Annotated in this window: 21 protein-coding genes; 13 read left to right on the top strand and 8 right to left on the bottom strand. The window is 69.3% G+C overall.

The window, feature by feature from the left end; translation table 11 throughout:
- The first annotated feature begins 102 nt into the window (after window positions 1-102).
- Complete coding sequence (locus OCT48_RS01995) at window positions 103-762, top strand: peroxiredoxin (RefSeq protein WP_263591086.1); 660 nt, start codon at window positions 103-105, stop codon at window positions 760-762.
- A gap of 106 nt (window positions 763-868) precedes the next feature.
- On the opposite strand, the gene OCT48_RS02000 is transcribed toward OCT48_RS01995, so the two are convergent.
- Entirely contained in the window at window positions 869-3,403 is a 2,535-nt protein-coding gene (locus OCT48_RS02000) for a heavy metal translocating P-type ATPase (RefSeq protein ID WP_263592560.1), read from the bottom strand.
- A gap of 224 nt (window positions 3,404-3,627) precedes the next feature.
- Window positions 3,628-4,086: a MerR family transcriptional regulator gene (locus OCT48_RS02005; protein ID WP_263591087.1), complete on the bottom strand. Its 459-nt coding sequence runs from the start codon at window positions 4,084-4,086 to the stop codon at window positions 3,628-3,630.
- A gap of 284 nt (window positions 4,087-4,370) precedes the next feature.
- On the opposite strand from OCT48_RS02005, the gene OCT48_RS02010 reads away from it, so the two are divergent.
- From OCT48_RS02010 to OCT48_RS02045, 8 genes are all read left to right on the top strand, one after another.
- Window positions 4,371-5,708, top strand: coding sequence for an OmpP1/FadL family transporter (locus OCT48_RS02010; protein WP_263591088.1), 1,338 nt, complete (start codon window positions 4,371-4,373; stop codon window positions 5,706-5,708).
- 469 nt (window positions 5,709-6,177) lie between these two features.
- A protein-coding gene (prfB, locus tag OCT48_RS02015; protein WP_412031024.1) for a peptide chain release factor 2 occupies window positions 6,178-7,276 on the top strand; the annotation gives its coding sequence in 2 pieces (ribosomal slippage) (window positions 6,178-6,252 and window positions 6,254-7,276; 1,098 coding nt in all).
- 96 nt (window positions 7,277-7,372) lie between these two features.
- Window positions 7,373-8,908 carry a lysine--tRNA ligase gene (gene lysS, locus OCT48_RS02020; protein ID WP_263591089.1) on the top strand — a complete coding sequence of 512 codons (1,536 nt, stop codon included), beginning with the start codon at window positions 7,373-7,375 and terminating at the stop codon, window positions 8,906-8,908.
- A 379-nt stretch (window positions 8,909-9,287) separates the two neighbouring features.
- On the top strand, window positions 9,288-9,674 hold the full coding sequence (locus tag OCT48_RS02025) for a hypothetical protein (RefSeq protein ID WP_263591090.1): 387 nt from the start codon (window positions 9,288-9,290) through the stop codon (window positions 9,672-9,674).
- A 70-nt stretch (window positions 9,675-9,744) separates the two neighbouring features.
- Entirely contained in the window at window positions 9,745-11,157 is a 1,413-nt protein-coding gene (locus OCT48_RS02030) for an MFS transporter (RefSeq protein ID WP_263591091.1), read from the top strand.
- Between the two features lie 28 nt (window positions 11,158-11,185).
- The gene (locus OCT48_RS02035; protein ID WP_263591092.1) at window positions 11,186-11,497 is read left to right on the top strand and encodes a BolA family protein; all 312 of its coding nucleotides are present in this window, start codon (window positions 11,186-11,188) and stop codon (window positions 11,495-11,497) included.
- Window positions 11,494-12,318 (top strand): hypothetical protein, encoded by an 825-nt coding sequence (locus OCT48_RS02040; protein WP_263591093.1) that lies wholly within the window; start codon window positions 11,494-11,496, stop codon window positions 12,316-12,318. Before OCT48_RS02035 ends, OCT48_RS02040 begins: the two co-directional genes overlap by 4 nt.
- The gene (locus OCT48_RS02045) at window positions 12,311-12,775 is read left to right on the top strand and encodes a GNAT family N-acetyltransferase (protein ID WP_263591094.1); all 465 of its coding nucleotides are present in this window, start codon (window positions 12,311-12,313) and stop codon (window positions 12,773-12,775) included. The genes OCT48_RS02040 and OCT48_RS02045 overlap by 8 nt, the downstream gene beginning before the upstream one ends.
- 7 nt (window positions 12,776-12,782) lie before the next feature.
- Here the strand turns inward: OCT48_RS02045 and OCT48_RS02050 are convergent, their stop codons facing one another.
- Both OCT48_RS02050 and rsmD read right to left on the bottom strand, forming a co-directional pair.
- Window positions 12,783-12,980, bottom strand: a complete 198-nt coding sequence (locus OCT48_RS02050) for a cell division protein ZapB (protein ID WP_126483849.1) — start codon at window positions 12,978-12,980, stop codon at window positions 12,783-12,785.
- 85 nt (window positions 12,981-13,065) lie between these two features.
- Complete coding sequence (gene rsmD / locus OCT48_RS02055; protein ID WP_263591095.1) at window positions 13,066-13,707, bottom strand: 16S rRNA (guanine(966)-N(2))-methyltransferase RsmD; 642 nt, start codon at window positions 13,705-13,707, stop codon at window positions 13,066-13,068.
- 91 nt (window positions 13,708-13,798) lie between these two features.
- Between rsmD and ftsY the strand changes: the two genes are divergently transcribed.
- The 4 genes from ftsY to rpoH all read left to right on the top strand — a co-directional run bounded on the left by ftsY (window position 13,799) and on the right by rpoH (window position 17,711).
- Window positions 13,799-15,103, top strand: a complete 1,305-nt coding sequence (ftsY, locus tag OCT48_RS02060; protein WP_263591096.1) for a signal recognition particle-docking protein FtsY — start codon at window positions 13,799-13,801, stop codon at window positions 15,101-15,103.
- On the top strand, window positions 15,100-15,768 hold the full coding sequence (gene ftsE / locus OCT48_RS02065) for a cell division ATP-binding protein FtsE (protein ID WP_263591097.1): 669 nt from the start codon (window positions 15,100-15,102) through the stop codon (window positions 15,766-15,768). The genes ftsY and ftsE overlap by 4 nt, the downstream gene beginning before the upstream one ends.
- Window positions 15,765-16,736 (top strand): permease-like cell division protein FtsX, encoded by a 972-nt coding sequence (ftsX, locus tag OCT48_RS02070; protein WP_263591098.1) that lies wholly within the window; start codon window positions 15,765-15,767, stop codon window positions 16,734-16,736. The genes ftsE and ftsX overlap by 4 nt, the downstream gene beginning before the upstream one ends.
- Window positions 16,737-16,844: 108 nt before the next feature.
- Window positions 16,845-17,711, top strand: a complete 867-nt coding sequence (gene rpoH, locus OCT48_RS02075) for an RNA polymerase sigma factor RpoH (protein ID WP_183385460.1) — start codon at window positions 16,845-16,847, stop codon at window positions 17,709-17,711.
- A gap of 154 nt (window positions 17,712-17,865) precedes the next feature.
- On the opposite strand, the gene slmA is transcribed toward rpoH, so the two are convergent.
- Genes slmA through dut form a run of 4 tightly spaced genes read right to left on the bottom strand, consistent with a single transcriptional unit; the run spans window position 17,866 to window position 21,370 of the window.
- Window positions 17,866-18,477, bottom strand: coding sequence for a nucleoid occlusion factor SlmA (gene slmA, locus OCT48_RS02080; protein ID WP_263591099.1), 612 nt, complete (start codon window positions 18,475-18,477; stop codon window positions 17,866-17,868).
- 36 nt (window positions 18,478-18,513) lie between these two features.
- Window positions 18,514-19,434: an acetylglutamate kinase gene (gene argB, locus OCT48_RS02085; protein WP_263591100.1), complete on the bottom strand. Its 921-nt coding sequence runs from the start codon at window positions 19,432-19,434 to the stop codon at window positions 18,514-18,516.
- A gap of 36 nt (window positions 19,435-19,470) precedes the next feature.
- Window positions 19,471-20,868 carry a phosphomannomutase/phosphoglucomutase gene (locus OCT48_RS02090; RefSeq protein WP_263591101.1) on the bottom strand — a complete coding sequence of 466 codons (1,398 nt, stop codon included), beginning with the start codon at window positions 20,866-20,868 and terminating at the stop codon, window positions 19,471-19,473.
- Window positions 20,869-20,902: 34 nt separating this feature from the next.
- Complete coding sequence (gene dut / locus OCT48_RS02095; RefSeq protein ID WP_263591102.1) at window positions 20,903-21,370, bottom strand: dUTP diphosphatase; 468 nt, start codon at window positions 21,368-21,370, stop codon at window positions 20,903-20,905.
- Between the last annotated feature and the right edge of the window lie 9 nt (window positions 21,371-21,379).

The raw sequence follows: 21,379 nt of genomic DNA on the forward strand, positions 1-21,379 counted from the left end.
GCGATCCGCGCCCCCGGACGGCGAATGCGCAGGGGCGGGCCGCTCGGCGGAGGCGTTCGCGCCTCCCCTGTATCGATTACACCTTTTCCAGAGGACATGAGCATGAGCCTACGAATCGGCAGCACCGCGCCGGACTTCACCGCGGAGACGACGCAGGGGACCCTGCGCTTCCATGAGTGGATCGGTGACAGCTGGTGCATCCTGTTCTCGCACCCCAAGGACTTCACGCCGGTCTGCACCACGGAGCTCGGTTACATGGCGAAGCTGAAGCCCGAGTTCGACAAGCGTGATACCAAGATCATCGGCCTGTCGGTGGACCCGGTCGACAACCACCAGGCCTGGTCCAGGGATATCGAGGAGACCCAGGGTGCGGCGCCCAACTATCCGATGATCGGCGACGACAAACTCGAAGTCGCCAAGCTCTACGATATGTTGCCGGAGGACCTCGAAGGGGAAGCAGAGGGTCGCACCCCGGCGGACAATGCCACCGTGCGTTCGGTCTTCATCATCGGCCCGGACAAGAAGGTGAAGGCGATGCTGACCTATCCCATGACCTCGGGGCGCAACTTCGATGAGGTCCTGCGACTGCTGGATTCCATTCAGTTGACCACCACGCACACCCTGGCGACCCCCGTGAACTGGCGACCGGGCGAGGACGTCATCATCCCGCCGTCCGTCAGCGATGAGGAGGCGCGGCAGAAGTATCCGGACGGGTTCACGACCCTGAAGCCCTACCTGCGGACGCTCAAGTCGCCGGTCTGAGGCCGAGACGGCTCGGCCTCGGTGCCAGGCCCCAGCTAGCCGGCCACCCAGAACCACCAGACGATCAGGGCGATCAGGGCGAAGCCGGCGAGATTGACGATCCAGCTCATGCGGGCGACTCCTGTGGGGTAGTGGCCGGGGAGGGGGAATCGCTCGCACGGCTTGGAGAGAACAGGCGCAGGCGATTGGCGTTGCTGACCACGGTGATCGATGACAGCGACATGGCGGCGCCGGCGATCATCGGCGAGAGCAGGGTGCCGGTCAGGGGATAGAGCGCCCCGGCGGCGATGGGGATGCCCAGGGCGTTGTAGCCGAAGGCACCCACCAGGTTCTGCTTGATGTTGGTGAGCGTCGCGCGGCTGATCTCGATGGCGTCAGCAATGCCATGCAGTGAGCCGCGCATCAGGGTGATGCCGGCGCTCTCGATGGCCACGTCGGTTCCCTGGCCGATGGCGAAGCCGACATCGGCCCGAGCCAGGGCCGGCGCATCGTTGATGCCGTCGCCGACCATGCCCACCACCTCGCCGGCGGCCTGGCGCCGCTCGATCTCGGCATGCTTGTCCTCGGGCAGGAGGTCGGCGCGGAATTCGTCGATGCCGACCTCGGCGGCGATGGCGGCGGCGGTATGGGCATTGTCGCCGGTCAGCATCACCACCCGCAGGCCATCGTCCTGCAGCCGCCGGACGGCCTCGACGGTGTCGTGACGCAGGGGATCACTGATGCCGAACAGGGCGGTCAGGGTCCCGTCGACGGCCAGGTAGACGACGGTGCGGGCCTTGTCCTCCAGCTCGCTGGCGAGCTCACGGCCCGCCGCCAGGGAGATGCCGGCGTTCTCCAGCAGCCGGGCATTGCCCAGCAGCAGCGGCCGCCCATCGGCGGTCGCCGCCGTGACCCCGCCGCCGGTGACGGTGTCGAAGCCCGTGATCTCGGCGGGGGCGGCCTCATGCGCCTCGGCATGCGCCATCAGCGCCGCGGCGAGCGGGTGTTCGGAACCCCGCTCCAGGGCCGCCACCAGGGCGAGCGCCTCCCGCTCGTCGCCGGCGAGGACCTCGGCTTCGGTGACCCGCGGTCTGCCCTCGGTGAGGGTGCCGGTCTTGTCCACCACCAGGGTGGTGAGGCGGCTGGCGGTCTGCAGGGCGTCGCCGCTGCGCACCAGCACGCCGTGCTCGGCGGCCTTGCCGACGCCGATCATGGTGGAGATCGGCGTGGCCAGGCCCAGGGCGCAGGGGCAGGCGATGATCAGCACCGTGCTGGCGGTGACCAGCATATGGAGGATCCGTGGCTCGGCGCCGACGTTGAACCACACAAGCGCGGTGATCACGGCGATGATCATCACCGAGGGCACGAAGATGCTCGACACCCTGTCGGCCAGCTGACCGATGGGCGGCCGGGAGTTCTGGGCGCTGGCCACCTGCTCGGTGATCTGGCCGAGCCGCGTGTTCGCCCCGACCCGGGTGGCACGATAGACGAGGCCGCCCTTACCGTTGACGGTTCCGGCGCTCACCTCGTCGCCCTCGCCCTTGGCCACCGGCAGGGGCTCACCGGTGAGCATCGACTCGTCGATATGGCTCTGCCCCTCACTCACCTCGCCGTCCACCGGCAGGCGCTCGCCGGGGCGCACGCGGATATGATCGTCTTCCCGCACCTCATCGATCTCGACCTCGCGTTCCTCGCCGTCGCGGATCACCCGGGCGGTGCGGCTCTGCAGGTCGAGCAGCCGCTTGAGAGCCTCGCTGGTGCGGCCCCGGGCCCGCAATTCTAGGGCATTGCCGAGCAGCACCAGCCCGATGACCATCGCCGAGGCCTCGAAGTAGATGCCCCGGGCCACCTCGGGCAGCCAGGCGCCGAAGGCCACCACCGCCATGGAGTAGAGCCAGGCCGTGCCGGTGCCCATGGCGATCAGGGTGTCCATGTTGGCCTGGTGATGCCCGAGGTTCTTCCAGGCATTGACGAAGAAATGGCGGCCCGGCCAGGCCATGACGGCCAGCGTCAGCATGCCTACCGCCAGCCAGTAGAGGCGGCCGCTGCCTACCGGTTGGGGGTGATGGATGAACATGCTGGCCATCAGCGGTACGGCCAGCGCCAGCGACAGGAGGCTGCCCCTGAGGCGCTGCCGATAGGTCTTCTCGTCCTTCTCCGCCCGGGCCTGTTGCGCCTCGCGCATGTCGACGATGGGCTCGGCGCCGTAGCCCACGTCCTCCACCGCCCGAATCAGGGCGTCGGGGTCGGCATCGCCGCGCACCTGGGCGGTGTGGGTGCCGAAGTTGACCTCTGCGCTGATCACGCCGGACGTCCGCGCCAGCGCCTGCTGCACGGTCTTGACGCAGCTGGCACAGGTCATGCCGGTGATCGACAGGCGTCGGGGGACCGGCTGGCCGTCGCCATCGTCCCGCCGGCGGGGCGAGGCGGCCGGTGCCGTCTCGCTGGCATTCGTCGGCGGCTCGAGGTCGTTCTTGGCCGCCTCCTGGCCGGTATCGTCCGTCGGGTAGCCCGCCTCGTCGAGGAGCAGGTCCAGGGTGCTGCCATCCAGGGTGGTGATGACCGCCAGGTGCTTCTCGTCAGGCGTGCCGGTGACCTCGGCTGTCTCGTCCCGGGCCTGGATGGCACGACGCATGCGCGAGATGCAGCCCTGGCAGCTCATGCTGGGGATGGTGCGCTCGTGGCGCTGCGGCGGATAGCCAGCCTCGTCGAGGAGCCGGTCCAGACTCTCGTCATCCAGGGTGGTGGTGACCGCCAGGAGCTTCTCGTCAGGCATGCCGGTGACCTCGGCCTGGGGATCTTCGGTGTGGATGGCCCGGCGCATCTTCGCCACGCAGCCCTGGCAGTTCATGGCGGGAATGCGGCGAGAGTGCTGGAAGTGTGCGTTCATGACGCCTCCTCCTCCGGTTCCCGGCCGCGAGCGTCCCGGGGGGAAGGCAGCGGTTCCGGAAAGCTCTCGATCAATCGGCACAGGCTGTGGCCATCCGGGGTGCCGTCGGGCATCTCGGCCCAGGCGTCGAGGGCCTGTTCCATGCGGGAGGCGAGGGCCTCGAGTTCCCGGATGCGGGCGCGGATTTCCGGCAATCGGCTGGCCAGCAGGTCACGCACCAGAGGGCAGGGCGAGTCGCCCTGGTCGGCTTGCTCGAGGATCTCGCGGATCTCGGCCACCCCGAACCCCAGGGTGCGGGCCCGCTGGATGAAGCGCAGCCGCTCCAGGTCGGTCTCGTCGTAGAGCTGGTAGCCATTGTCGGGGTTGCGCTCGGGGCGCAGCAGCCCCTCCCGGGTGTAGTGACGTACCGTCTCGGCAGTGACGCCGGTCTGGCGGGCGAGTTCGCTGACTTTCATTGCATGGCCTCTCGGGGCTTGGCAGTGCGCCTCAGTGTAAAACCTTTGGGTAACACATGGGTCAAGCGAAAGCAGGCGTGTGCTGATCGCGGGGGTGTTTCAGACTAACTGCTTGAAAAGGTGGAATATCGAACGATCGTACGACTAAAGTATTAGCATTTTTAAGATTAAAACGAACGTTTGGTCTTGATCCTGCCGGCAGGATTCGCAAACACTGAACCCACCTGACCGCCCTGCGGCAAGAACGACAACAATCCTCCACCAGGAAAGGGATGCCTCGCCATATGCCTAACAAGTTCAACAAGCTGACCGTTGCCATCGCCCTCGCCTCCGGGTCCCTGGCCGCCAGCCAGGCGGCCGCCTCCGGCTTCCAGGTCCGGGAGCAGAGCGCCAAGACCCTCGCCAATGCCCTGTCCAACGCCACCGCCGGCGCGGAGGACGTGAGCTTCATGGCCTACAATCCGGCCGCCATCGGCAATATCGATGGCAACCAGGTGGCCGGCGGCCTCGCCTTCATCGATGCCACCTTCGAGCTGCACGATGCCCAGGCCAGCAGTGCCAACGGCTTCATCGATTACGATCGTGGCGGTTCGCGGGAGGGCGGGGAGACTGCCTGGGTGCCGAGCTTCGCCGCCAAGACCCAATTGAACGACCAGTGGGACCTGGGGCTGGCGATCTACTCGCCCTACGGCCTCTCCACCAAGTACGACGAGGACTGGATCGGTCGCTACCACGCCATCGAGACCGAGCTGAAGACGATCGATATCCAGCCGACGCTGAACTACCGGGCCACCGAGCGCCTGAACCTGGCGGTCGGCCTGCGGGCCCAATACGCCGATGCGACCCTGTCGAATGCCATCGACTTCGGTTCGGCCGCCGCCATGATGGGCAATCCCCTGGCCACGCCCGGGCAGAACGATGTCATCGGTGAGCTGACGGGGGACGACTGGGGATACGGCTATACCCTGGGGGCCCTGTTCCAGGCCACGGAGCGGACCCGCTTCGGTGTCAGCTATCGCTCCGAGGTCGACCTGACGCTCGAAGGCGATCTTGACGTCGATGGCACCGACCCCCTCTCCGAGGGTGCCATCGATGCCGGCCTGGTCTCCGATACCGGCGGCTCCGCCGACCTGACCACCCCGGCCAACCTGAGCCTGGGTGTCCACCATCAGCTGACCGACCGGCTCGCACTCATGGCCAATGCCGAGTGGACCGAGTGGAGCAGCTTCGACGAGCTGCTCGTCGAGTTCGACGATGGCAGCGAGAGCCGGACCACCGAGAACTGGGACGACACCTGGGCCTTCTCGGTGGGCGCTAACTACTCTCTGAACCGGCAGTGGATGCTGCGGGCCGGCCTGGGCGTCGACGAGACGCCGGTGCCCAGTGCCGAGTTCCGCACCCCCCGGGTGCCGGACGCCGACCGTCGCTGGGCGTCCCTGGGCGCGACCTGGATGGCCACGCCCGACCTGGGGGTGACCGCCGGTTACCTGCACGTCTTCGGCGATGACGCCGACATCGACCAGGATGGCAGCAAGGAAGAAAACGCCACGCGGGGCAACCTGTCCGGCACCTACGAGGTGGCGGCGGATGTCTTCGCCCTCTCGGTGGACTATCGCTTCTGACGAGGGCACCAGGCCCGGTATGACCAGCCCGGCTTCGGCCGGGCTGGTTGCGTTGTGGGCGGGCCGTGCCCTAAAGCCCCCGGCGTGATACCCCGCTTGCGCCCCGCCTCGTCCAGGCCATCGCCCAGGGGTGGCTTGCCGGAACCGGAGTCGCCGACGATCCTGGCGCTTGCCCCGGCGGCGGCAGGGCAATCGCAGTTGGATGGCGAGGGGCGACGGGGACAGGTCGAAGAGGGGGTCCTACGCCATGGATGGCGTCGGTAGCGCCCAGGGAGGGGTTCACGGCGCCCCCTCGCAGACCTGTCGACGAACCAGCTCCGAGCGCCACGGCTAACTGCAAAAGCCCTGCCGGTGGCGGCGGGAGGATGGCCGCTGACGCTGCATTTCGCTACAATGCTCGTCTTTTCTCCGCCGTCGGCGTCAAGGGCGCCGGCGCGCGCCTCATCTCTTTCAGATTCAGGCGAATGCCATGCTGGAAACCAATCCGATCAACCACCTCATCAAGGACCTGTCTGAGCGGACAGATGTCCTGAGGGGGTATCTTTGACTATGCCGAGAAGAAGGATCGGCTAGAGGAAGTCACCCGCGAGCTCGAGGACCCCGACGTCTGGAGCGACCCGGACCATGCCCAGAAGCTGGGCAAGGAGCGGGCGACGCTGGAGGCGATCGTGGCCACCATCGACGAGCTGGACCAGGGGCTGGCCGACAGCGCCGACCTGCTCGAACTGGCGGAGATGGAGGAGGACGAGGGCACCGTCGAGGAGGTCCAGCGTGAGCTGGAGGGCCTGCAGGCGAGCCTCGAGAAGCTCGAGTTCCGGCGCATGTTCGCCGGCGAGATGGACGAGAACAACGCCTACCTGGACATCCAGGCGGGCTCCGGCGGTACCGAGGCCCAGGACTGGGCCAACATGCTGCTGCGCATGTACCTGCGCTGGGCCGAGCACCACGGCTTCAAGGCCGAGATCATCGAGGTCTCCGCCGGCGAGGTGGCCGGCATCAAGTCGGCCTCGGTACACGTCCAGGGCGAGTACGCCTTCGGCTGGCTGCGCACCGAGACCGGGGTGCATCGCCTGGTGCGCAAGAGTCCCTTCGACTCCGGCGGCCGTCGCCACACCTCCTTCGCCTCGGTGTTCCTGTCCCCGGAGGTCGACGACAGCTTCGAGGTCGAGATCAATCCCTCCGACCTGCGCGTCGACACCTATCGCTCCAGCGGCGCCGGCGGCCAGCACGTCAACACCACCGACTCGGCGGTGCGGATCACCCACGAGCCGACCGGGATCGTGGTGGCCTGCCAGAGCCAGCGCAGCCAGCATGCCAACCGCGACTTCGCCATGAAGCAGCTCCGGGCGAAGCTGTGGGAACACGAGATGCAGAAGCGCAACGCCGCCAAGCAGGCGGCGGAAGACTCCAAGGCCGATATCGGCTGGGGCAGCCAGATCCGCTCCTACGTGCTGGACGACCAGCGCATCAAGGATCTGCGCACCGGCGTGCAGTCGAGCAGCTGCGACAAGGTCCTGGATGGCGATCTGGACCAGTTCATCGAGGCCAGCCTCAAGCAAGGATTGTAGCCAGGGGCTTCGCGCTATGGGCCGCGAGCGGGGGAGCCTGCTCGCGCTCGTAGCCCGTCGCTCGTGGCCCGTAGCCCATTCTTTACAGGTAACGACATGGCCAATCAGGACATTTCCCAGGACGAGAACCGCCTGATCGCGGAGCGGCGCGGCAAGCTGGCCGAGCGCCGCGACCGCGCCGCCGCCGGCGGTGACAGTGCCTTTCCCAATGACTTTCGCCGCGACAGCCTGGCCGCCGAGCTGATCGACGAGCTCGGCGACAAGGACAAGGCCGAGCTCGAGGCCCTGGGGCGCCCGGCCGCCGTGGCCGGGCGCATCATGCGCAAGCGCGGCCCCTTCATCGTCATCCAGGATGCCTCCGGCCAGGTCCAGCTGTATGTCGACAAGAAGGGCCTGCCGGCCGAGGTGCTCGAGGACATCAAGGGCTGGGACATCGGCGATATCGTCGCCGGGCGGGGGCCGGTACACAAGTCGGGCAAGGGCGATCTCTACGTGATGATGGAGGAGGCCCGGCTGCTGACCAAGAGCCTGCGCCCGCTGCCCGACAAGTTCCATGGCCTGACCGACATGGAGGCCCGCTACCGCCAGCGCTACGTGGACCTGATCATGAACACCGACTCGCGGCGCGTCTTCGAGACCCGCGCCGGGGTGATCAGCGCCATGCGCCGCTTCTTCGAGGCCGGCGGCTTCATGGAGGTCGAGACCCCCATGCTGCAGCCGATCCCCGGCGGTGCCACGGCCCGGCCCTTCATCACCCATCACAACGCGCTGGACATCGACATGTACCTGCGCATCGCCCCGGAGCTCTATCTCAAGCGCCTGGTGGTGGGCGGCTTCGAGAAGGTCTTCGAGATCAACCGCAATTTCCGCAACGAGGGGCTGTCGACCCGGCATAACCCCGAGTTCACCATGATCGAGTTCTACCAGGCCTATGCGGACTACCAGGATCTGATGGACCTCACCGAGGCGATGCTGCGCCGCGTGACGCAGGAGGTGCTGGGCACCACCACCGTGGTCAATACCGTGCGCAACGCCGATGGCGAGGTACTCGAGACCTTCGAGTACGATTTCGGCCAGCCGCTGCGCCGGATCAGCGTGTTCGACGCCATCCTCGAGTACAACCCGGCCATTCATGCCGAGGCGCTGGCCGACGAGGCCGCCGCCCGGCAGATCGCCGAGCGCCTGGACATCGAGGTCAGGGACGGCTGGGGGCTGGGCAAGATCCAGATCGAGATCTTCGAGAAGACCGTCGAGCACCGCCTCCAGCAGCCGACCTTCATCACCGACTACCCCACCGAGGTCAGCCCGCTGGCCCGGCGCAAGGACGCGGACCCCTTCGTCACCGAGCGCTTCGAGTTCTTCGTCGGCGGCCGCGAGATCGCCAACGGCTTCTCGGAGCTCAATGACGCCGAGGACCAGGCCGAGCGCTTCGCCGCCCAGGTGGCGGAGAAGGATGCCGGCGACCTGGAGGCCATGTACTACGACGCCGACTACATCCGTGCCCTCGAGTACGGCCTGCCGCCCACGGCGGGCGAGGGCATCGGCATCGATCGCCTGGTGATGCTGCTGACCGACAGCGCCTCCATCCGGGACGTGCTGCTGTTCCCCGCCATGCGCCCGGAAGTGGAGTGAGAGTTCTGAAAAAGCGATGAGCTTTTCCGGCGACAAGCCTACGCGAGGGCGCTGTAAACCCTTCCCTGGGCGCTACTTTTGCCATCCATGGTCAAAAGACCCTCGCTCCGCCTTGTCCCCGGCGCTCATCCTGGCCTGCGCTGGGTAAGCCGTGTAGGTCGGGTTAAGCGAGCCTGCGAGCGCACCCGACGGACCCTGCCGGGGGCGGCCTCGAAACGTCGGATGCGCCTTCGGCTTATCCGACCTGCAAGGTTGTCGCCGGATCAGCCCCGCGCGCAACACGGCGACCGGTGATAATCATGTTGGCTGGGGCGGAAATGTTGGTAAGGGGCGCCCCGAGCACCCATAATGGCAGCGTTTCGACGTCGAGGAGACCGTGATGAAACTGCTCAACCGCTCCGCCCTGAGCGTCAGGCCGACCCAGCATTTCGTCGACTGGATCAATGCCCTGGAACCCACCGTGGGTGACGACGACCTGTCCCTCGCCGATGTCGAACGGGAAAGCACCATCTACCTGATCCCGGAGATGGATACCCCCGAGGCCCTGGAGGGCTTCGTCCGCGAGCGCTACCTCGAGATCCTCGAGACCGAGCTGCGGGCCTGGGAGGAGGACGAGCGCCAGTGGCCCGAGGCCCTCGACTGGGCGCTGTTCCAGCGCTTCCTGTGCTTCGAGCACAGCTACCTGGCCATCGACCTCGACGACGAGGCGGCCCTCGAGGTCGCCGAGGTGGACGACAATCTGCTGCTGGAAACCGACCAGGACTGATCCCGCCGCCCGCGGTCCGTGACCTCGAGAAACCGGCTGCGGCCGGTTTTCTTGTGACCGACGATTCGCCATGAGCCGACTCTTCACGACACGTCCCGGCGACGATGGCCTGCCGGGGCCCGAGCGCCGGCAGGCCGTGCTGGCGCTGATCCTCGGCACCACCATGGCGGTGGTGGACACCACCATGGTCAACCTCGCCCTGCCGGCCATCGCGGCCGACCTGGGCGTGGCACCCGCCCGGGCCGTCTGGGTGACCAACCTCTTCCAGGTGGTGTGCGCCGCCTTCCTGCTGGTGTTTGCCGCCCTGAGCGAGCTGGTCAGTCGTCGGCGGCTCTACGTGGCGGGGCTGGCGCTGTTCGTGGTGGCCTCCCTGGGCAGTGCCCTGTCCCGCGAGTTCGAGACCCTGCTGGCCTTTCGCGCCCTGCAGGGCATGGCGGCCGCCGCGACCCTGTCCATCGGGCCCTCGCTGTACCGGGCCATCTTCCCCTCGCGCCTGCTGGGCAGCGCCCTGGGCCTGAGCGCCCTGGTGGTGGCCGCGGGGTATGCCGCGGGGCCCGCCATCGGGGGGGTGGTGCTCTCGGTGGCCGCCTGGCCCTGGCTGTTCGCCCTGCCCGTGCCGCTCGGGCTCGGCGCCCTGGTGCTGGCCTGGCGGGCGCTGCCGCGGGAGGCCGGCCGTCCTGGAGGCTTCGACATCGGTGGCGCCCTGCTGTCGATGGCCATGCTGGCCAGCGTGTTCGTCGCCATGGACCGTGCCGGCCACCAGGCGCCGCTCGGCCAGACCCTGGCCTGGCTGGCGGTCGGCCTGGTGGCCGGGGCGCTGTTCGTCGGCCGCCAGCGCCGTGCGCCGCATCCGCTGCTGCCGCTGTCGCTGTTCGCCGAGCGCCGCTTCAGCCTGGCGGTCTCGGCCTCGGGGCTGGCCTTCGTCGGCCAGGGCCTGGCCTTCGTGGCCCTGTCCTTCCTCTATCAGCAGGAGATGGGGTTCACGCCCCTGGAGACCGCCTGGCTGTTCACGCCCTGGCCGCTGATGATCATGGTGGTGGGCCCCCTGGCCGGGCGCCTGGCCGACCGGGTCAATCCCAGCCTGCTGTCCTGCGCGGGGCTGGGGGTGCTGATGCTGGCGCTGGCGATCCTGGCCTGGCTCGACACCGATGCCGGCGTGGTCGACTGCCTGTGGCGCACGGCCCTGTGCGGGCTGGGCTTCGGCCTCTTCCAGCCGCCCAACAACCGCGAGCTGATGGCCAGCGTGCCCCCCGAGCGGAGCGCCAACGCCTCGGGCGTCATGAGCACCACCCGCACCGTGGGGCAGTCGCTGGGCGTCGCCCTGGTCGGCGCCGGCCTGGCCGCCGGCGCGCCGGTGCAGGCCACGCTGTGGGGCGGGGTCGTCGCCAGCGCGCTGGCGCTGCTGGCCAGCCTGGGGCGCGTCTCGCTGGCCGGGGAGGCACTGCGTGCCCGTCGTCGTGCCGCGGCCGAACGCGTACAATGACCCCATCATTCACCATCGGGAAGCCGACATGAGCACCCAGTCGATCATCGAACGCAAGCTCCAGGCCCTCGAGCCCACCTTCCTGGCGGTGGAGAACGAGAGCCATATGCACAATGTGCCGCCGAACTCCGAGACCCACTTCAAGGTGACCCTGGTCTCGTCTCGCTTCGAGGGCATGATGCCGGTCAAGCGCCACCAGCAGATCTATGCCCTGCTGGCCGATGAGCTGGCCGGTCCCGTGCATGCCCTGGCGCTGCACCCCTACACCCCTGCGGAGTGGCAAGCCCGCGGCGAGGGCCGACCCGATTCCCCGAACTGCCGGGGCGGCGGACGCTCGTGACCACCGAGCCCCAGCGGCTGCAATACCTGGAGGCCATGGGCCTGACGGCCTGGACGGCCCGCTATCGGCTGCCCAATGCGCGACCCACCGAGGCCTGCGACTGGTCGCTGCCGGCGCCGGACGAGGACGCCCCCCGAGCCCCCGCGGAACGCCTCCATGCCCTGCTCGAGTCGCCCGGCGAGGCGGCGCCGGCCTCGCCGGCGAGCGCACCGGAGGCCCGCCAGCGTCCGCCCACCGGGCCAGGCAAGGCCCGGGCCCTGCTCGGAGACGTGGTGCCCGGCGCGGAGGGCACCGCCGCGGCCGGCCCCGCCATCCCTGCCCAGCCCGAGGCGGCCACGCCCCGGGCGGAGTCCCCGCAGGAGCCCCTGCGCTTCTCCCTGCAGGTCGCCTGCCTGGATGGCCGTTGGCTGGTGATCCTGCCGCGGGAGGCGGCCCCCGGCGGCGTGGAACTTCGCCTGCTTGCGAACCTGCTGCGTGCCGCCGGGGTGGTGCCGGAAAAGCCGCCGGCCTTCGAGGCCTTCCACTGGCCCCAGGTCGAGGGGCTGCCGGTCCAGGCACCGCTCGAGGAGGCCGGGGAGGGGCTGCAGGCCTTCCTGGCCGGCCGCCGTCGTCGTGGCTGGGCACCGGAGCGGCTGCTGGTGTTCGGCGAGGCCCCCGCCCTGGCGACGCTGCTGGCGCTGCAGGGCGGCCATTGTCCGCTGCTGGACCTGCCGGCCTGGCAGGGGCCGGCCTTGACCGAGCTGGCCGGCAGCGCCGCGGCCAAGCGGGCCCTCTGGCCGACCCTGGCCGATTGGCGCCGGGCCTGGCTCGGCGATGACTGAGCGGCGACTGCGCCGCCTGACGGGCGCGGACCTGGCGGGCCTGGTCGCCCTGGAGCGGGCCGGCCAGGTCCGACCCTGGCCGGCCGCCCGGCTCGAGGCGGCGCTGGCCTCGGCGGACCATGCGGTGATCGGGCTCGAGGAGGCGGGGCTGCTGGTCGGTCATGCGGTGGTCGCGCGACAGCCCTTCGATGCCGAGCTCGAGGCCATTCTGGTGGCGCCGGCCCGTCGGGGATGCGGCCTGGCGGCCGAGTTGTTGCGTGGAGTGATCGCGCAGGCGCGGGGCTGGGGAAGCGAGCGGCTGTTGCTGGAGGTCAGGGCGAGCAACGCCCCGGCGATCGCGCTGTACCGTCGAGCGGGACTGGTCGAGGACGGGCGCCGGCGCGGCTACTATCCACCGCTGGCCGGCGCCGCTCGCGAGGACGCCCTGCTGATGTCACGCCCGCTGGGCGAGGCGTGACGCGGGGTCAACCCGGTTCGCGCTCGGTCTCGACCTCGTCGAACTTGCCCAGCAGGGCGGACAGGCGGCGTTCCCAGTCCTCGCGTTCCTGCTTGAGGCGGGCGTTTTCCTCGCGCAGCTCCTCGGCTTCCATCTTCATCAACTCCAGGGCCTCGACGGCGCTGGAGACCTTCTGTTCGAGCTGGTTGAAGAGTTCGATGCTCATCCGTATCTCCTGACGATATCCTGCTGGGTCGGGCCTGGCCCGTGAAAGGCGTCCTGCAGCGGCAGCGTAACGCCGTGGGCGGGGCTCAGCAAGCGTCGCCGTCGGGCGACTCTCCGGCGCCGCCGGTGCGCCGGTACAGCCGTCCCGTGCTGTCCCCGGCGCGCACCTCGCGATGCAGCGTCCAGGTCGTCGGCACTTCGGGGCTGAGCGTCGCTTCCGTCTCCAGGTAGATCCAGGCGTCCTCGGTCAGCCAGCCGGCTTCCAGGGCGGCGCAGCAGTCGCCCGCGAGCCCCTGGCGGAAGGGCGGATCGACGAAGACCAGCGAGAAGGGGCGAGGGGGCGAGGAGGCGAGGAACGGCCGGGCATCGGCGGTGATCACCTCGGCCTGTCGCAGGCCGAGGGTGGCCAGGTTGTCGGCCAGCGCGCCGGCCACTCGCGGATCGCGCTCCACCAGCACGGCCTCGGCGGCCCCCCGGGACAGCGCCTCTAGCCCCAGGGCGCCGGTGCCGGCGAAGAGGTCCAGCACCCGCGCCCCGGGGGTGGCGGCGGTGAGCCAGTTGAACAGGGTCTCGCGTACCCGGTCGGGGGTGGGGCGCAGGCCGGGGCTGTCGAGCACCGGCAAGAGGCGGCGGCGGAAGTCGCCGCCGATGATGCGCAGCTTGCCACCGCCCCGGCCGGGGCGGCGGGACGGGCGTGAGGAGCGGGGGGAAGGGCGGCGTCGGGTCATGGGCGCCGATTGTAGCGGGCGGCTTGTCCACAGTCATGGTGCGCGATGGTAGGATGTGGCGATTCGTTCACCCGCGAGGCTGAATCCCCCCATGTTCGGTTTTCTCAAGCGCAAGAAGAAGCAGGAAGAGCAGCAGCAGGACCCCAGGGCGACGCCGGAATCTCCCGGCGAGGTCGAGCCGGGGGAGTCCTCCGATGCCGCCGTGGCCGAATCGGAAGCCGAGGCGCCGACCGAGGTCGAATCCCAGGCCCGAACCGCCGCCGAGCCCGATACGCAGGAGCCTGGGGCGTCGCCGGACGAGCCCGAGTCGCCGCTCGCCGATGAGGCGGAGCCCGAGCCAGCCCCCGAGCCTGCGCCTGTGGCGAACGCCGGGCTCGAGTCTGCCCCGGAACCTGAACCCGCCGCCGAGCCGGCGCCGCCGGCCAGGGCCGAGCCGCGGGACAAGCCCCGGGCCGAGAAGAAGGGCTGGTTCGCCCGCATGCGCGAGGGGCTGGGCAAGACCCGCTCCAACCTCACCGAGGGGCTCGCCGGGCTCTTCCTCGGGCGCAAGCAGATCGACGACGACCTGATGGAGGAGCTCGAGACCCAGCTGCTGATGGCGGACGTGGGCATCGAGGCCACCACCGGGATCATCGACCGGCTCACCGAGCGGGTCTCCCGCAAGGAGCTCAAGGACCCGCAGGCGCTCTACACGGCCCTCCAGGATGAGCTCGCCGGCCTGCTCGAGGGCGTCACCGAGCCCCTGGCGCTGCCGCCCAAGGGCGAGGGGCCCTTCGTGATCCTGGTCGTGGGCGTCAACGGCGTGGGCAAGACCACCACCATCGGCAAGCTCACCCAGCGCTTCCAGCGCGAGGGGCGCAGCGTGATGCTGGCCGCCGGCGATACCTTCCGTGCCGCCGCCGTGGAGCAGCTCAAGGTGTGGGGCGAGCGCAATGACGTGCCGGTGATCGCCCAGCACACCGGCGCCGACAGCGCCTCGGTGGTCTTTGACGCCCTGGCCGCGGCCCGGGCCCGGGGCGTCGACGTGCTGATCGCCGATACCGCCGGTCGCCTGCACAACAAGGCGCACCTGATGGAGGAGCTCAAGAAGGTGCGCCGGGTGATGGGCAAGCTCGACGACCAGGCCCCCCATGAGGTGATGCTGGTGCTCGATGCCGGCACCGGCCAGAACGCCCTGTCCCAGGCCGCCACCTTCAACGAGGCGGTTCCCGTCACCGGCATCACCCTGACCAAGCTCGATGGCACCGCCAAGGGTGGCATCATCTTCGCCCTGGCCCAGCAGTTGGGCACGCCGATCCGCTTCATCGGCGTGGGCGAGTCGCTGGATGACCTGCGGCCCTTCGTCGCCCGGGAGTTCGTCGACGCCCTCTTCGACCGGGACGACGCGACGGCATGATCGCCTTCGAGCACGTCGGCAAGCGCTATGGCGGGCGCTATGATGCGCTCGCCCACCTCGACTTCCGGGTCCGCCGCGGCGAGATGGTCTTCCTCACCGGCCACTCGGGGGCCGGCAAGAGCTCACTGCTGCGCCTGATCATGCGCCTGGAGCGGCCCAGTCGCGGGCGCATCCTGGTGGCCGGGCACGATATCGACCGCCTGCACCACAGCCAGGTGCCCTTCTACCGGCGCCAGATCGGCGTGGTCTTCCAGGATCACCAACTGCTCTTCGACCGCTCCATCTACCACAACGTGGCCCTGCCGCTGGAGATCCAGGGCGTGGAGCCTCGTGAGGCGGCCCGCCGAGTGCGTGCGGCGCTGGACAAGGTCGGGCTGCTGCATCGCGAGAAGGCGTTGCCCATCGAGCTCTCCGGCGGCGAGCAGCAGCGGGTGGGCATCGCCCGGGCGGTGGTCAACAAGCCGGCGCTGCTGCTGGCCGACGAGCCCACCGGCAACCTGGATCCCCAGCTCTCGGCGGACATCATGCGGCTGTTCGAGGACTTCCACCGCATCGGCACCACGGTGATGATCGCCAGCCACGACCTGGCCCTGATCGCCCGGCTGCGCCACCGTACCCTGCGCCTGCACGAGGGCCGCCTGGTGGCCGACGAGGAGGCCGCATGAGTCGCGAATCCGCTCCCGCCCGCGGGGCCCGCTCGCACCGTGCCACCACCGGCAGCCGCTGGCGCGCCTGGTTGCGCCATCACCGCGCCATGGGCCTGGACAGCGCCCGCCGGCTGCTGCGCTACCCCCTGGGCAGCCTGCTGACCATGCTGGCGATCGCCATCGCCCTGGTGCTCCCGGCGGGGCTCTGGCTGGCCCTGGACGGTGCCCGGCTGCTGGATGCCGAACTCGACGAGAGTGCGACCCTGACGGTCTACCTGGCGCCGCGGGTCGAGGCCGCCGAGGCCGCGCGCATCGAGCAGGCCCTGGCGGCCCGGCCGGGCGTGGCCGACACCCGCCTGATCACCGCCGCCGAGGGCATGGCCGAGTTCCAGCAGGCCCTGGGGCTGGAGGATGCCCTGACGCGGCTGCCCGGCAATCCGCTGCCGGCCAGTATCGTCGTGCACCCCGCCGAGACCGCCCCGGCGGTGGTACGCGACCTGGCGGAAGGCCTCAAGACGGTCGCCGGGGTCGAGGAGGTGCGGCTCGACCTGGCCTGGCTCGAGCGGCTGCGCCACCTGGCGGAGCTGGGCCGCCGCGTCACCCTGGGGCTCGCCGTGCTGTTCGGCCTGGGGGTGCTGCTGGTGGTGGGCAACACCATTCGCCTGGCGGTGGAGAACCGCCGCCAGGAGATCGAGGTGGTGACCCTGATCGGCGCCACCCATCCCTTCGTGCGCCGCCCCTTCCTGTACAGCGGCGCCTGGTTCGGCCTGGGGGGCGGCCTGCTGGCCTGGGGGCTGCTGACCCTGGGCAGCGACTGGCTGGCGGCCCCGGTGTCGGCGCTGGCGGCCAGCTACGGCGCGAGCTTCTCGCTGCCGCGGCTGGGACTGGCGGGCTCGGCAACGCTGCTGGCCTGTAGTACACTACTCGGCTGGCTGGGTGCCTGGATCGCCGTCAGTCGCCATCTGGCGCAGATCCGCCCCCGCTAGTGACAGCGCCCCGGGATCGGGGCTATTGTCGGAACCAAATCGATATCTCGCCGTCTAAGGCGGCGACTGCGGATACCACACACGGGCTTCGATGGAGACAACCTGCACATGAGCACCAGTCTTCTGCCGGTGGGACATCTCTCCCCGGGCCACGACCTCAACGGCTACATCCAGGCGGTGAACGGCATTCCCATGCTCACCGTCGAGGAGGAGCGTGAGCTGGCCTACCGCCTGCACGACGAGGGCGACCTCGAGGCGGCCCGCCGCCTGGTGCTGTCGCACCTGCGCTTCGTCGTGCATATCGCGCGGAGCTACTCCGGCTATGGCCTGGCCCAGGCGGACCTGATCCAGGAAGGCAACGTCGGCCTGATGAAGGCGGTCAAGCGCTTCGACCCCAACCAGGGCGTGCGCCTGGTGTCCTTCGCCGTGCACTGGATCAAGGCCGAGATCCATGAGTTCGTGCTGCGCAACTGGCGCATCGTCAAGATCGCCACCACCAAGGCCCAGCGCAAGCTGTTCTTCAACCTGCGCAGCGCCAAGAAGCGCCTGGCCTGGTTGAACAGCGACGAGGTCGAGGCCATCGCCAAGGACCTCGACGTCAAGCCGGAGGTGGTGCGCGAGATGGAGGGCCGGCTGTCGGCCCATGATGCCGGCTTCGATGCCGCGCCGGGCGAGGACGAGGAGTCCGCCTACCAGGCACCGGTCCACTACCTCGACGATGCCAGTCAGGACCCGGCCACCCAGCTCGAGGACAGCGACTGGGAGGCCGATGCCACCCATCGCCTGCAGGTGGCCCTCGAGGGCCTGGACGAGCGCTCCCGGGATATCCTCCAGCGTCGCTGGCTGAGCGACGACAAGTCGACCCTGCACGACCTGGCCGATGTCTACGGCGTGTCCGCCGAGCGCATCCGCCAGCTCGAGAAGAACGCCATGAAGAAGATTCGCCAGCACATCGGCGATACCCTGGCGGCCTGAGGCGTCGGGCAGAGCGCTGCTACAAGCGCCAAGCCGCTCAGTGATGGGTGGCAGCTGTCGAGGCAGCAAACGAGAAACCCCATCGGGCAGTCGGTCCGGTGGGGTTTCTCGTTGATATCAGTCTGGCAGGCGGACATGATCCCGCTCGGCGCTCTTACGCCGTCTGGGCCGCCCCGCGCATCAGCTGTGCCGAGAGCACCGGCCACTGGTCGTCCCAGTGCTCGGTGGGCAGGCGGCGGAAGTCGCTGCGCACGTACTGGGAGATGCGCCCCTCGGCCTGGGCGATCAGCAGGTTGGCGGCGGCCGGGATCGGCAGGGTGGGCCTCAGGCCCTCGCGCAGTTCGGCCTCCCGCAGCACCTGCTTGAGCTGCGTCTCCAGGCGCTCGAAGAGCTGGTGGATGCGCAGCCGCAGGCGGGCCGTCTCGCCGGTCAGGGCATCGCCGCCCAGCAGGCGCGACAGCCCCGGGTTCTTCTCGGCGAAGGCCAGCACCAGGGTCAGGATCTGCCCGCAGCGGGGCAGCGCCTCGGGGACCTCCTCGAGGATACGGTTGATGCGTTCGAACAGCGTCTGCTCGATGAACTCGATGAGTCCCTCGAACATCCGCGCCTTGCTGGGAAAGTGGCGATAGAGGGCGGCCTCCGAGACGCCGACCTGGCGGGCCAGGGCGGCGATGGTGATGCGCTTGCCGCTGTCTTCCTCCAGCATCATGGCCAGCCCCTGGAGGATCTGCTCCCGGCGGCTGGGTGGGGTGGTTTCCTGCGTCATGTTGGCTTTTCTTATGGTCGTTTCGGGTGGCCGGCGTCAGTCGGCCGGCGTGTCGTCGCGTCGGGCGTCGGTGATCAGGGTGCCGACCCCGGCGTTGGTGAAGATCTCCAGCAGGGTGGCGTGGGGGACCCGGCCATCGACGATATGGGCGCTCGCGACGCCGCCCTTCACGGCGTCCAGGGCGCAGCGGATCTTCGGCAGCATGCCGCCATGGATGGTGCCGTCGGCGATCAGCGCGTCCACCTGGCCGGTGGTCAGGCCGGTGAGCACCTCGCCCTCGGCGTTCATCAGGCCGGCGACGTTGGTCAGCAGCATGAGCTTCTCGGCGTCCAGGGCCTCGGCCACCTTGCCGGCCACCAGGTCGGCGTTGATATTGTAGCTGCGCCCGGCGTCATCGACCCCGATCGGGGCGATCACCGGGATGAAGTCCCGGGCCGCCAGCATCTCGATGAGGTCGGTGGAGATGTGCTCCACCTCGCCCACGTGGCCGATGTCGATGATCTCCGGGGCGGTCATCTCCGGGCTCTGGTGCTCCACCTTGAGCTGGCGGGCCCGGATCTGGGCACCGTCCTTGCCGGTCAGGCCGATGGCCTTGCCGCCGCACTGGTTGATCAGGTTGACGATGCCCTTGTTGACCAGGCCGCCGAGCACCATCTCCACCACGTCCATGGTCTCGGCGTCGGTGACCCGCATGCCGTTGACGAAGCGCGACTCGATCTTGAGCTTCTCCAGCAGGTCGCCGATCTGCGGGCCGCCGCCATGCACCACCACCGGATTGATGCCGACCTCCTTCATCAGCACCATGTCGCGGGCGAAGGAGTCGATCAGGGTGTCCTCGGTCATGGCGTTGCCGCCGTACTTCACCACCACGGTCTTGCCGGAGAAGCGCTGGATGTAGGGCAGTGCCTCGGAGAGCACCTCCACCACCTGGCGCGGGTCGCGGGTCTGTTCGGTCATCTCGGGTTCCCTTGGTCTCGTCTCTTGAGGGCCGCCTTACAGCGGCAGCTCGAGCGCCGGCGCCACCTGCTCGAGGGCCGCGGCGAAGCGGCCACGGATGCGGGCGAGGGCCGCGTCGTCCTTGCCTTCGAAGCGCAGCACCAGCACCGGGGTGGTGTTGGAGGCGCGGCACAGGCCCCAGCCATCCGGATAGTCGACCCGGATGCCGTCCAGGGTGGTCTTGACGCCGTCCTCGCCGAAGTCGCCCTCCCGAGCCAGGCGGTCCACCAGGTCGAACTTGGTCTCGTCGGTCACCGTGATGTTGATCTCGGGGGTGCCGATGTCCTGGGGATAGCGCTCGAAGAAGGTGTCGGCGTCGTCGCCCTGCCGCGACAGGATCTCCAGCAGCCGGGCGGCGCCATACAGGCCGTCATCGAAGCCGTACCAGCGCTCCTTGAAGAAGATATGGCCGCTCATCTCGCCGGCGAGCTGGGCCCCGGTCTCCTTCATGCGTGCCTTGATCAGCGAGTGGCCGGTGCGCCACATCTCCGGCGTGCCGCCGGCCTCATCGATCACCCGGGCCAGGTTGCCGGTGCACTTGACGTCGAAGATCACGCGGGCGTCGCGATTGCGCGACAGCATGTCCTCGGCGAAGGCCATCATCAGGTGGTCCGGATAGATCAGCTTGCCCTTGGGCGTGATCACCCCGAGGCGGTCGCCGTCGCCGTCGAAGGCCAGCCCGATGTCGGCGCCGGTCTCCCGGACGGTGCGGATCAGGTCCTCGAGGTTCTCCGGCTTGCCGGGGTCCGGATGGTGGTTGGGGAAGGTGCCGTCGATCTCGGCGAACAGCGGCACCGTCTCGGCGCCCAGGCGCTCCACCAGCTGCGGGCCCAGTTCGCCGGCCACGCCGTTGCCGCAGTCCACCACCGCCTTGAGCGGCCGGGCCAGGCTCACGTCGCCGAGGATGCGCGCCAGATAGGCCTCGCGCACGTCCTCCTCGCGGACCTCGCCCCGGCCCTCGGCCAGGTCGTCCTGCTGGAGGCGGCGGTACAGGTCGGTGATCGCCTCGCCGGAGAGGGTCTCGCCGCCGAGCACGATCTTGAAGCCGTTGTAGTCGGGCGGGTTGTGGCTGCCGGTGACCATCACCCCGGAGGTGGTGCCCTCCAGCACGTGGGTGGCGTAGTAGAGCACCGGGGTGGGGACCATGCCGATGTCGATCACGTCGCAGCCGGTGGCGGTCAGGCCGCGGGTCAGGGCGGCGAGCATGCGGGGGCCGGAGAGGCGTCCGTCCCTGGCGACGATCACCGAGGATTCGCCCCGGGCCCGGGCCTCGCTACCGATGGCGCGGCCGATGCTCTCGACGCCGGGCTCGGTGAGGGTGTCGTCGACGATCCCGCGAATGTCGTAGGCACGAAAGATCGAGGCGGGAGCGGTAGTGGCGGTGTCTGGCGTCATATCATCGATTCCTGTTGGAGAGCGCTGTGGTGGCTCAGTGTCGTCCCGAACTGCCGAAGCCGCCGTCGCCTCGCACGCTGGCGTGGAAGTCGTCGACGACCTGGAGTTCGGCCTGCACCACGGGAACAAGCACATACTGTGCCAACCGCTCGAAGGGCTCCAGCGTGAAGGGCGCCGCACCGCGGTTCCAGACCGAGACCATCAGCTCGCCCTGGTAGTCGGAGTCGATCAGGCCGACCAGGTTGCCGAGCACGATGCCATGCTTGTGGCCCAGGCCCGAGCGGGGCAGGATCATCCCGGCGAGCCCCGGGTCGGCGATATGGATGGCCAGGCCGGTACGCACCAGCTCGCAGTCGCCGGGCTCGAGCACCAGGGGGGCGTCGAGCAGGGCGCGCAGGTCCATGCCGGCGGAGCCGGCGGTGGCGTAGTGGGGCAGGTGGTCGCGCAGGCGCTCGTCGAGCAGCTTGACGGCGAGGCGAGGGCGGTCGGGGATCGTCGGCATGGGGGGCTT

Origin of the sequence: Halomonas sp. M4R1S46 (genome assembly GCF_025725685.1) — a bacterium.
Lineage (GTDB): Bacteria > Pseudomonadota > Gammaproteobacteria > Pseudomonadales > Halomonadaceae > Halomonas.

Bases quoted from the DNA above. Each gene is read 5' to 3' on its own strand.
- OCT48_RS02010 (WP_263591088.1), top strand. From the start codon at position 4,371: ATGCCTAACAAGTTCAACAAGCTGACCGTTGCCATCGCCCTCGCCTCC.
- lysS (WP_263591089.1), top strand. From the start codon at position 7,373: ATGGCCAATCAGGACATTTCCCAGGACGAGAACCGCCTGATCGCGGAG.
- OCT48_RS02000 (WP_263592560.1), bottom strand. From the start codon at position 3,403: ATGAGCTGCCAGGGCTGCATCTCGCGCATGCGTCGTGCCATCCAGGCC.
- argB (WP_263591100.1), bottom strand. From the start codon at position 19,434: ATGACCGAACAGACCCGCGACCCGCGCCAGGTGGTGGAGGTGCTCTCC.
- rpoH (WP_183385460.1), top strand. From the start codon at position 16,845: ATGAGCACCAGTCTTCTGCCGGTGGGACATCTCTCCCCGGGCCACGAC.
- ftsY (WP_263591096.1), top strand. From the start codon at position 13,799: ATGTTCGGTTTTCTCAAGCGCAAGAAGAAGCAGGAAGAGCAGCAGCAG.
- OCT48_RS02050 (WP_126483849.1), bottom strand. From the start codon at position 12,980: ATGAGCATCGAACTCTTCAACCAGCTCGAACAGAAGGTCTCCAGCGCC.
- rsmD (WP_263591095.1), bottom strand. From the start codon at position 13,707: ATGACCCGACGCCGCCCTTCCCCCCGCTCCTCACGCCCGTCCCGCCGC.
- OCT48_RS02030 (WP_263591091.1), top strand. From the start codon at position 9,745: ATGAGCCGACTCTTCACGACACGTCCCGGCGACGATGGCCTGCCGGGG.
- OCT48_RS02025 (WP_263591090.1), top strand. From the start codon at position 9,288: ATGAAACTGCTCAACCGCTCCGCCCTGAGCGTCAGGCCGACCCAGCAT.
- OCT48_RS02090 (WP_263591101.1), bottom strand. From the start codon at position 20,868: ATGACGCCAGACACCGCCACTACCGCTCCCGCCTCGATCTTTCGTGCC.
- dut (WP_263591102.1), bottom strand. From the start codon at position 21,370: ATGCCGACGATCCCCGACCGCCCTCGCCTCGCCGTCAAGCTGCTCGAC.
- ftsX (WP_263591098.1), top strand. From the start codon at position 15,765: ATGAGTCGCGAATCCGCTCCCGCCCGCGGGGCCCGCTCGCACCGTGCC.
- OCT48_RS02005 (WP_263591087.1), bottom strand. From the start codon at position 4,086: ATGAAAGTCAGCGAACTCGCCCGCCAGACCGGCGTCACTGCCGAGACG.
- OCT48_RS02045 (WP_263591094.1), top strand. From the start codon at position 12,311: ATGACTGAGCGGCGACTGCGCCGCCTGACGGGCGCGGACCTGGCGGGC.
- OCT48_RS02035 (WP_263591092.1), top strand. From the start codon at position 11,186: ATGAGCACCCAGTCGATCATCGAACGCAAGCTCCAGGCCCTCGAGCCC.
- OCT48_RS01995 (WP_263591086.1), top strand. From the start codon at position 103: ATGAGCCTACGAATCGGCAGCACCGCGCCGGACTTCACCGCGGAGACG.
- slmA (WP_263591099.1), bottom strand. From the start codon at position 18,477: ATGACGCAGGAAACCACCCCACCCAGCCGCCGGGAGCAGATCCTCCAG.
- ftsE (WP_263591097.1), top strand. From the start codon at position 15,100: ATGATCGCCTTCGAGCACGTCGGCAAGCGCTATGGCGGGCGCTATGAT.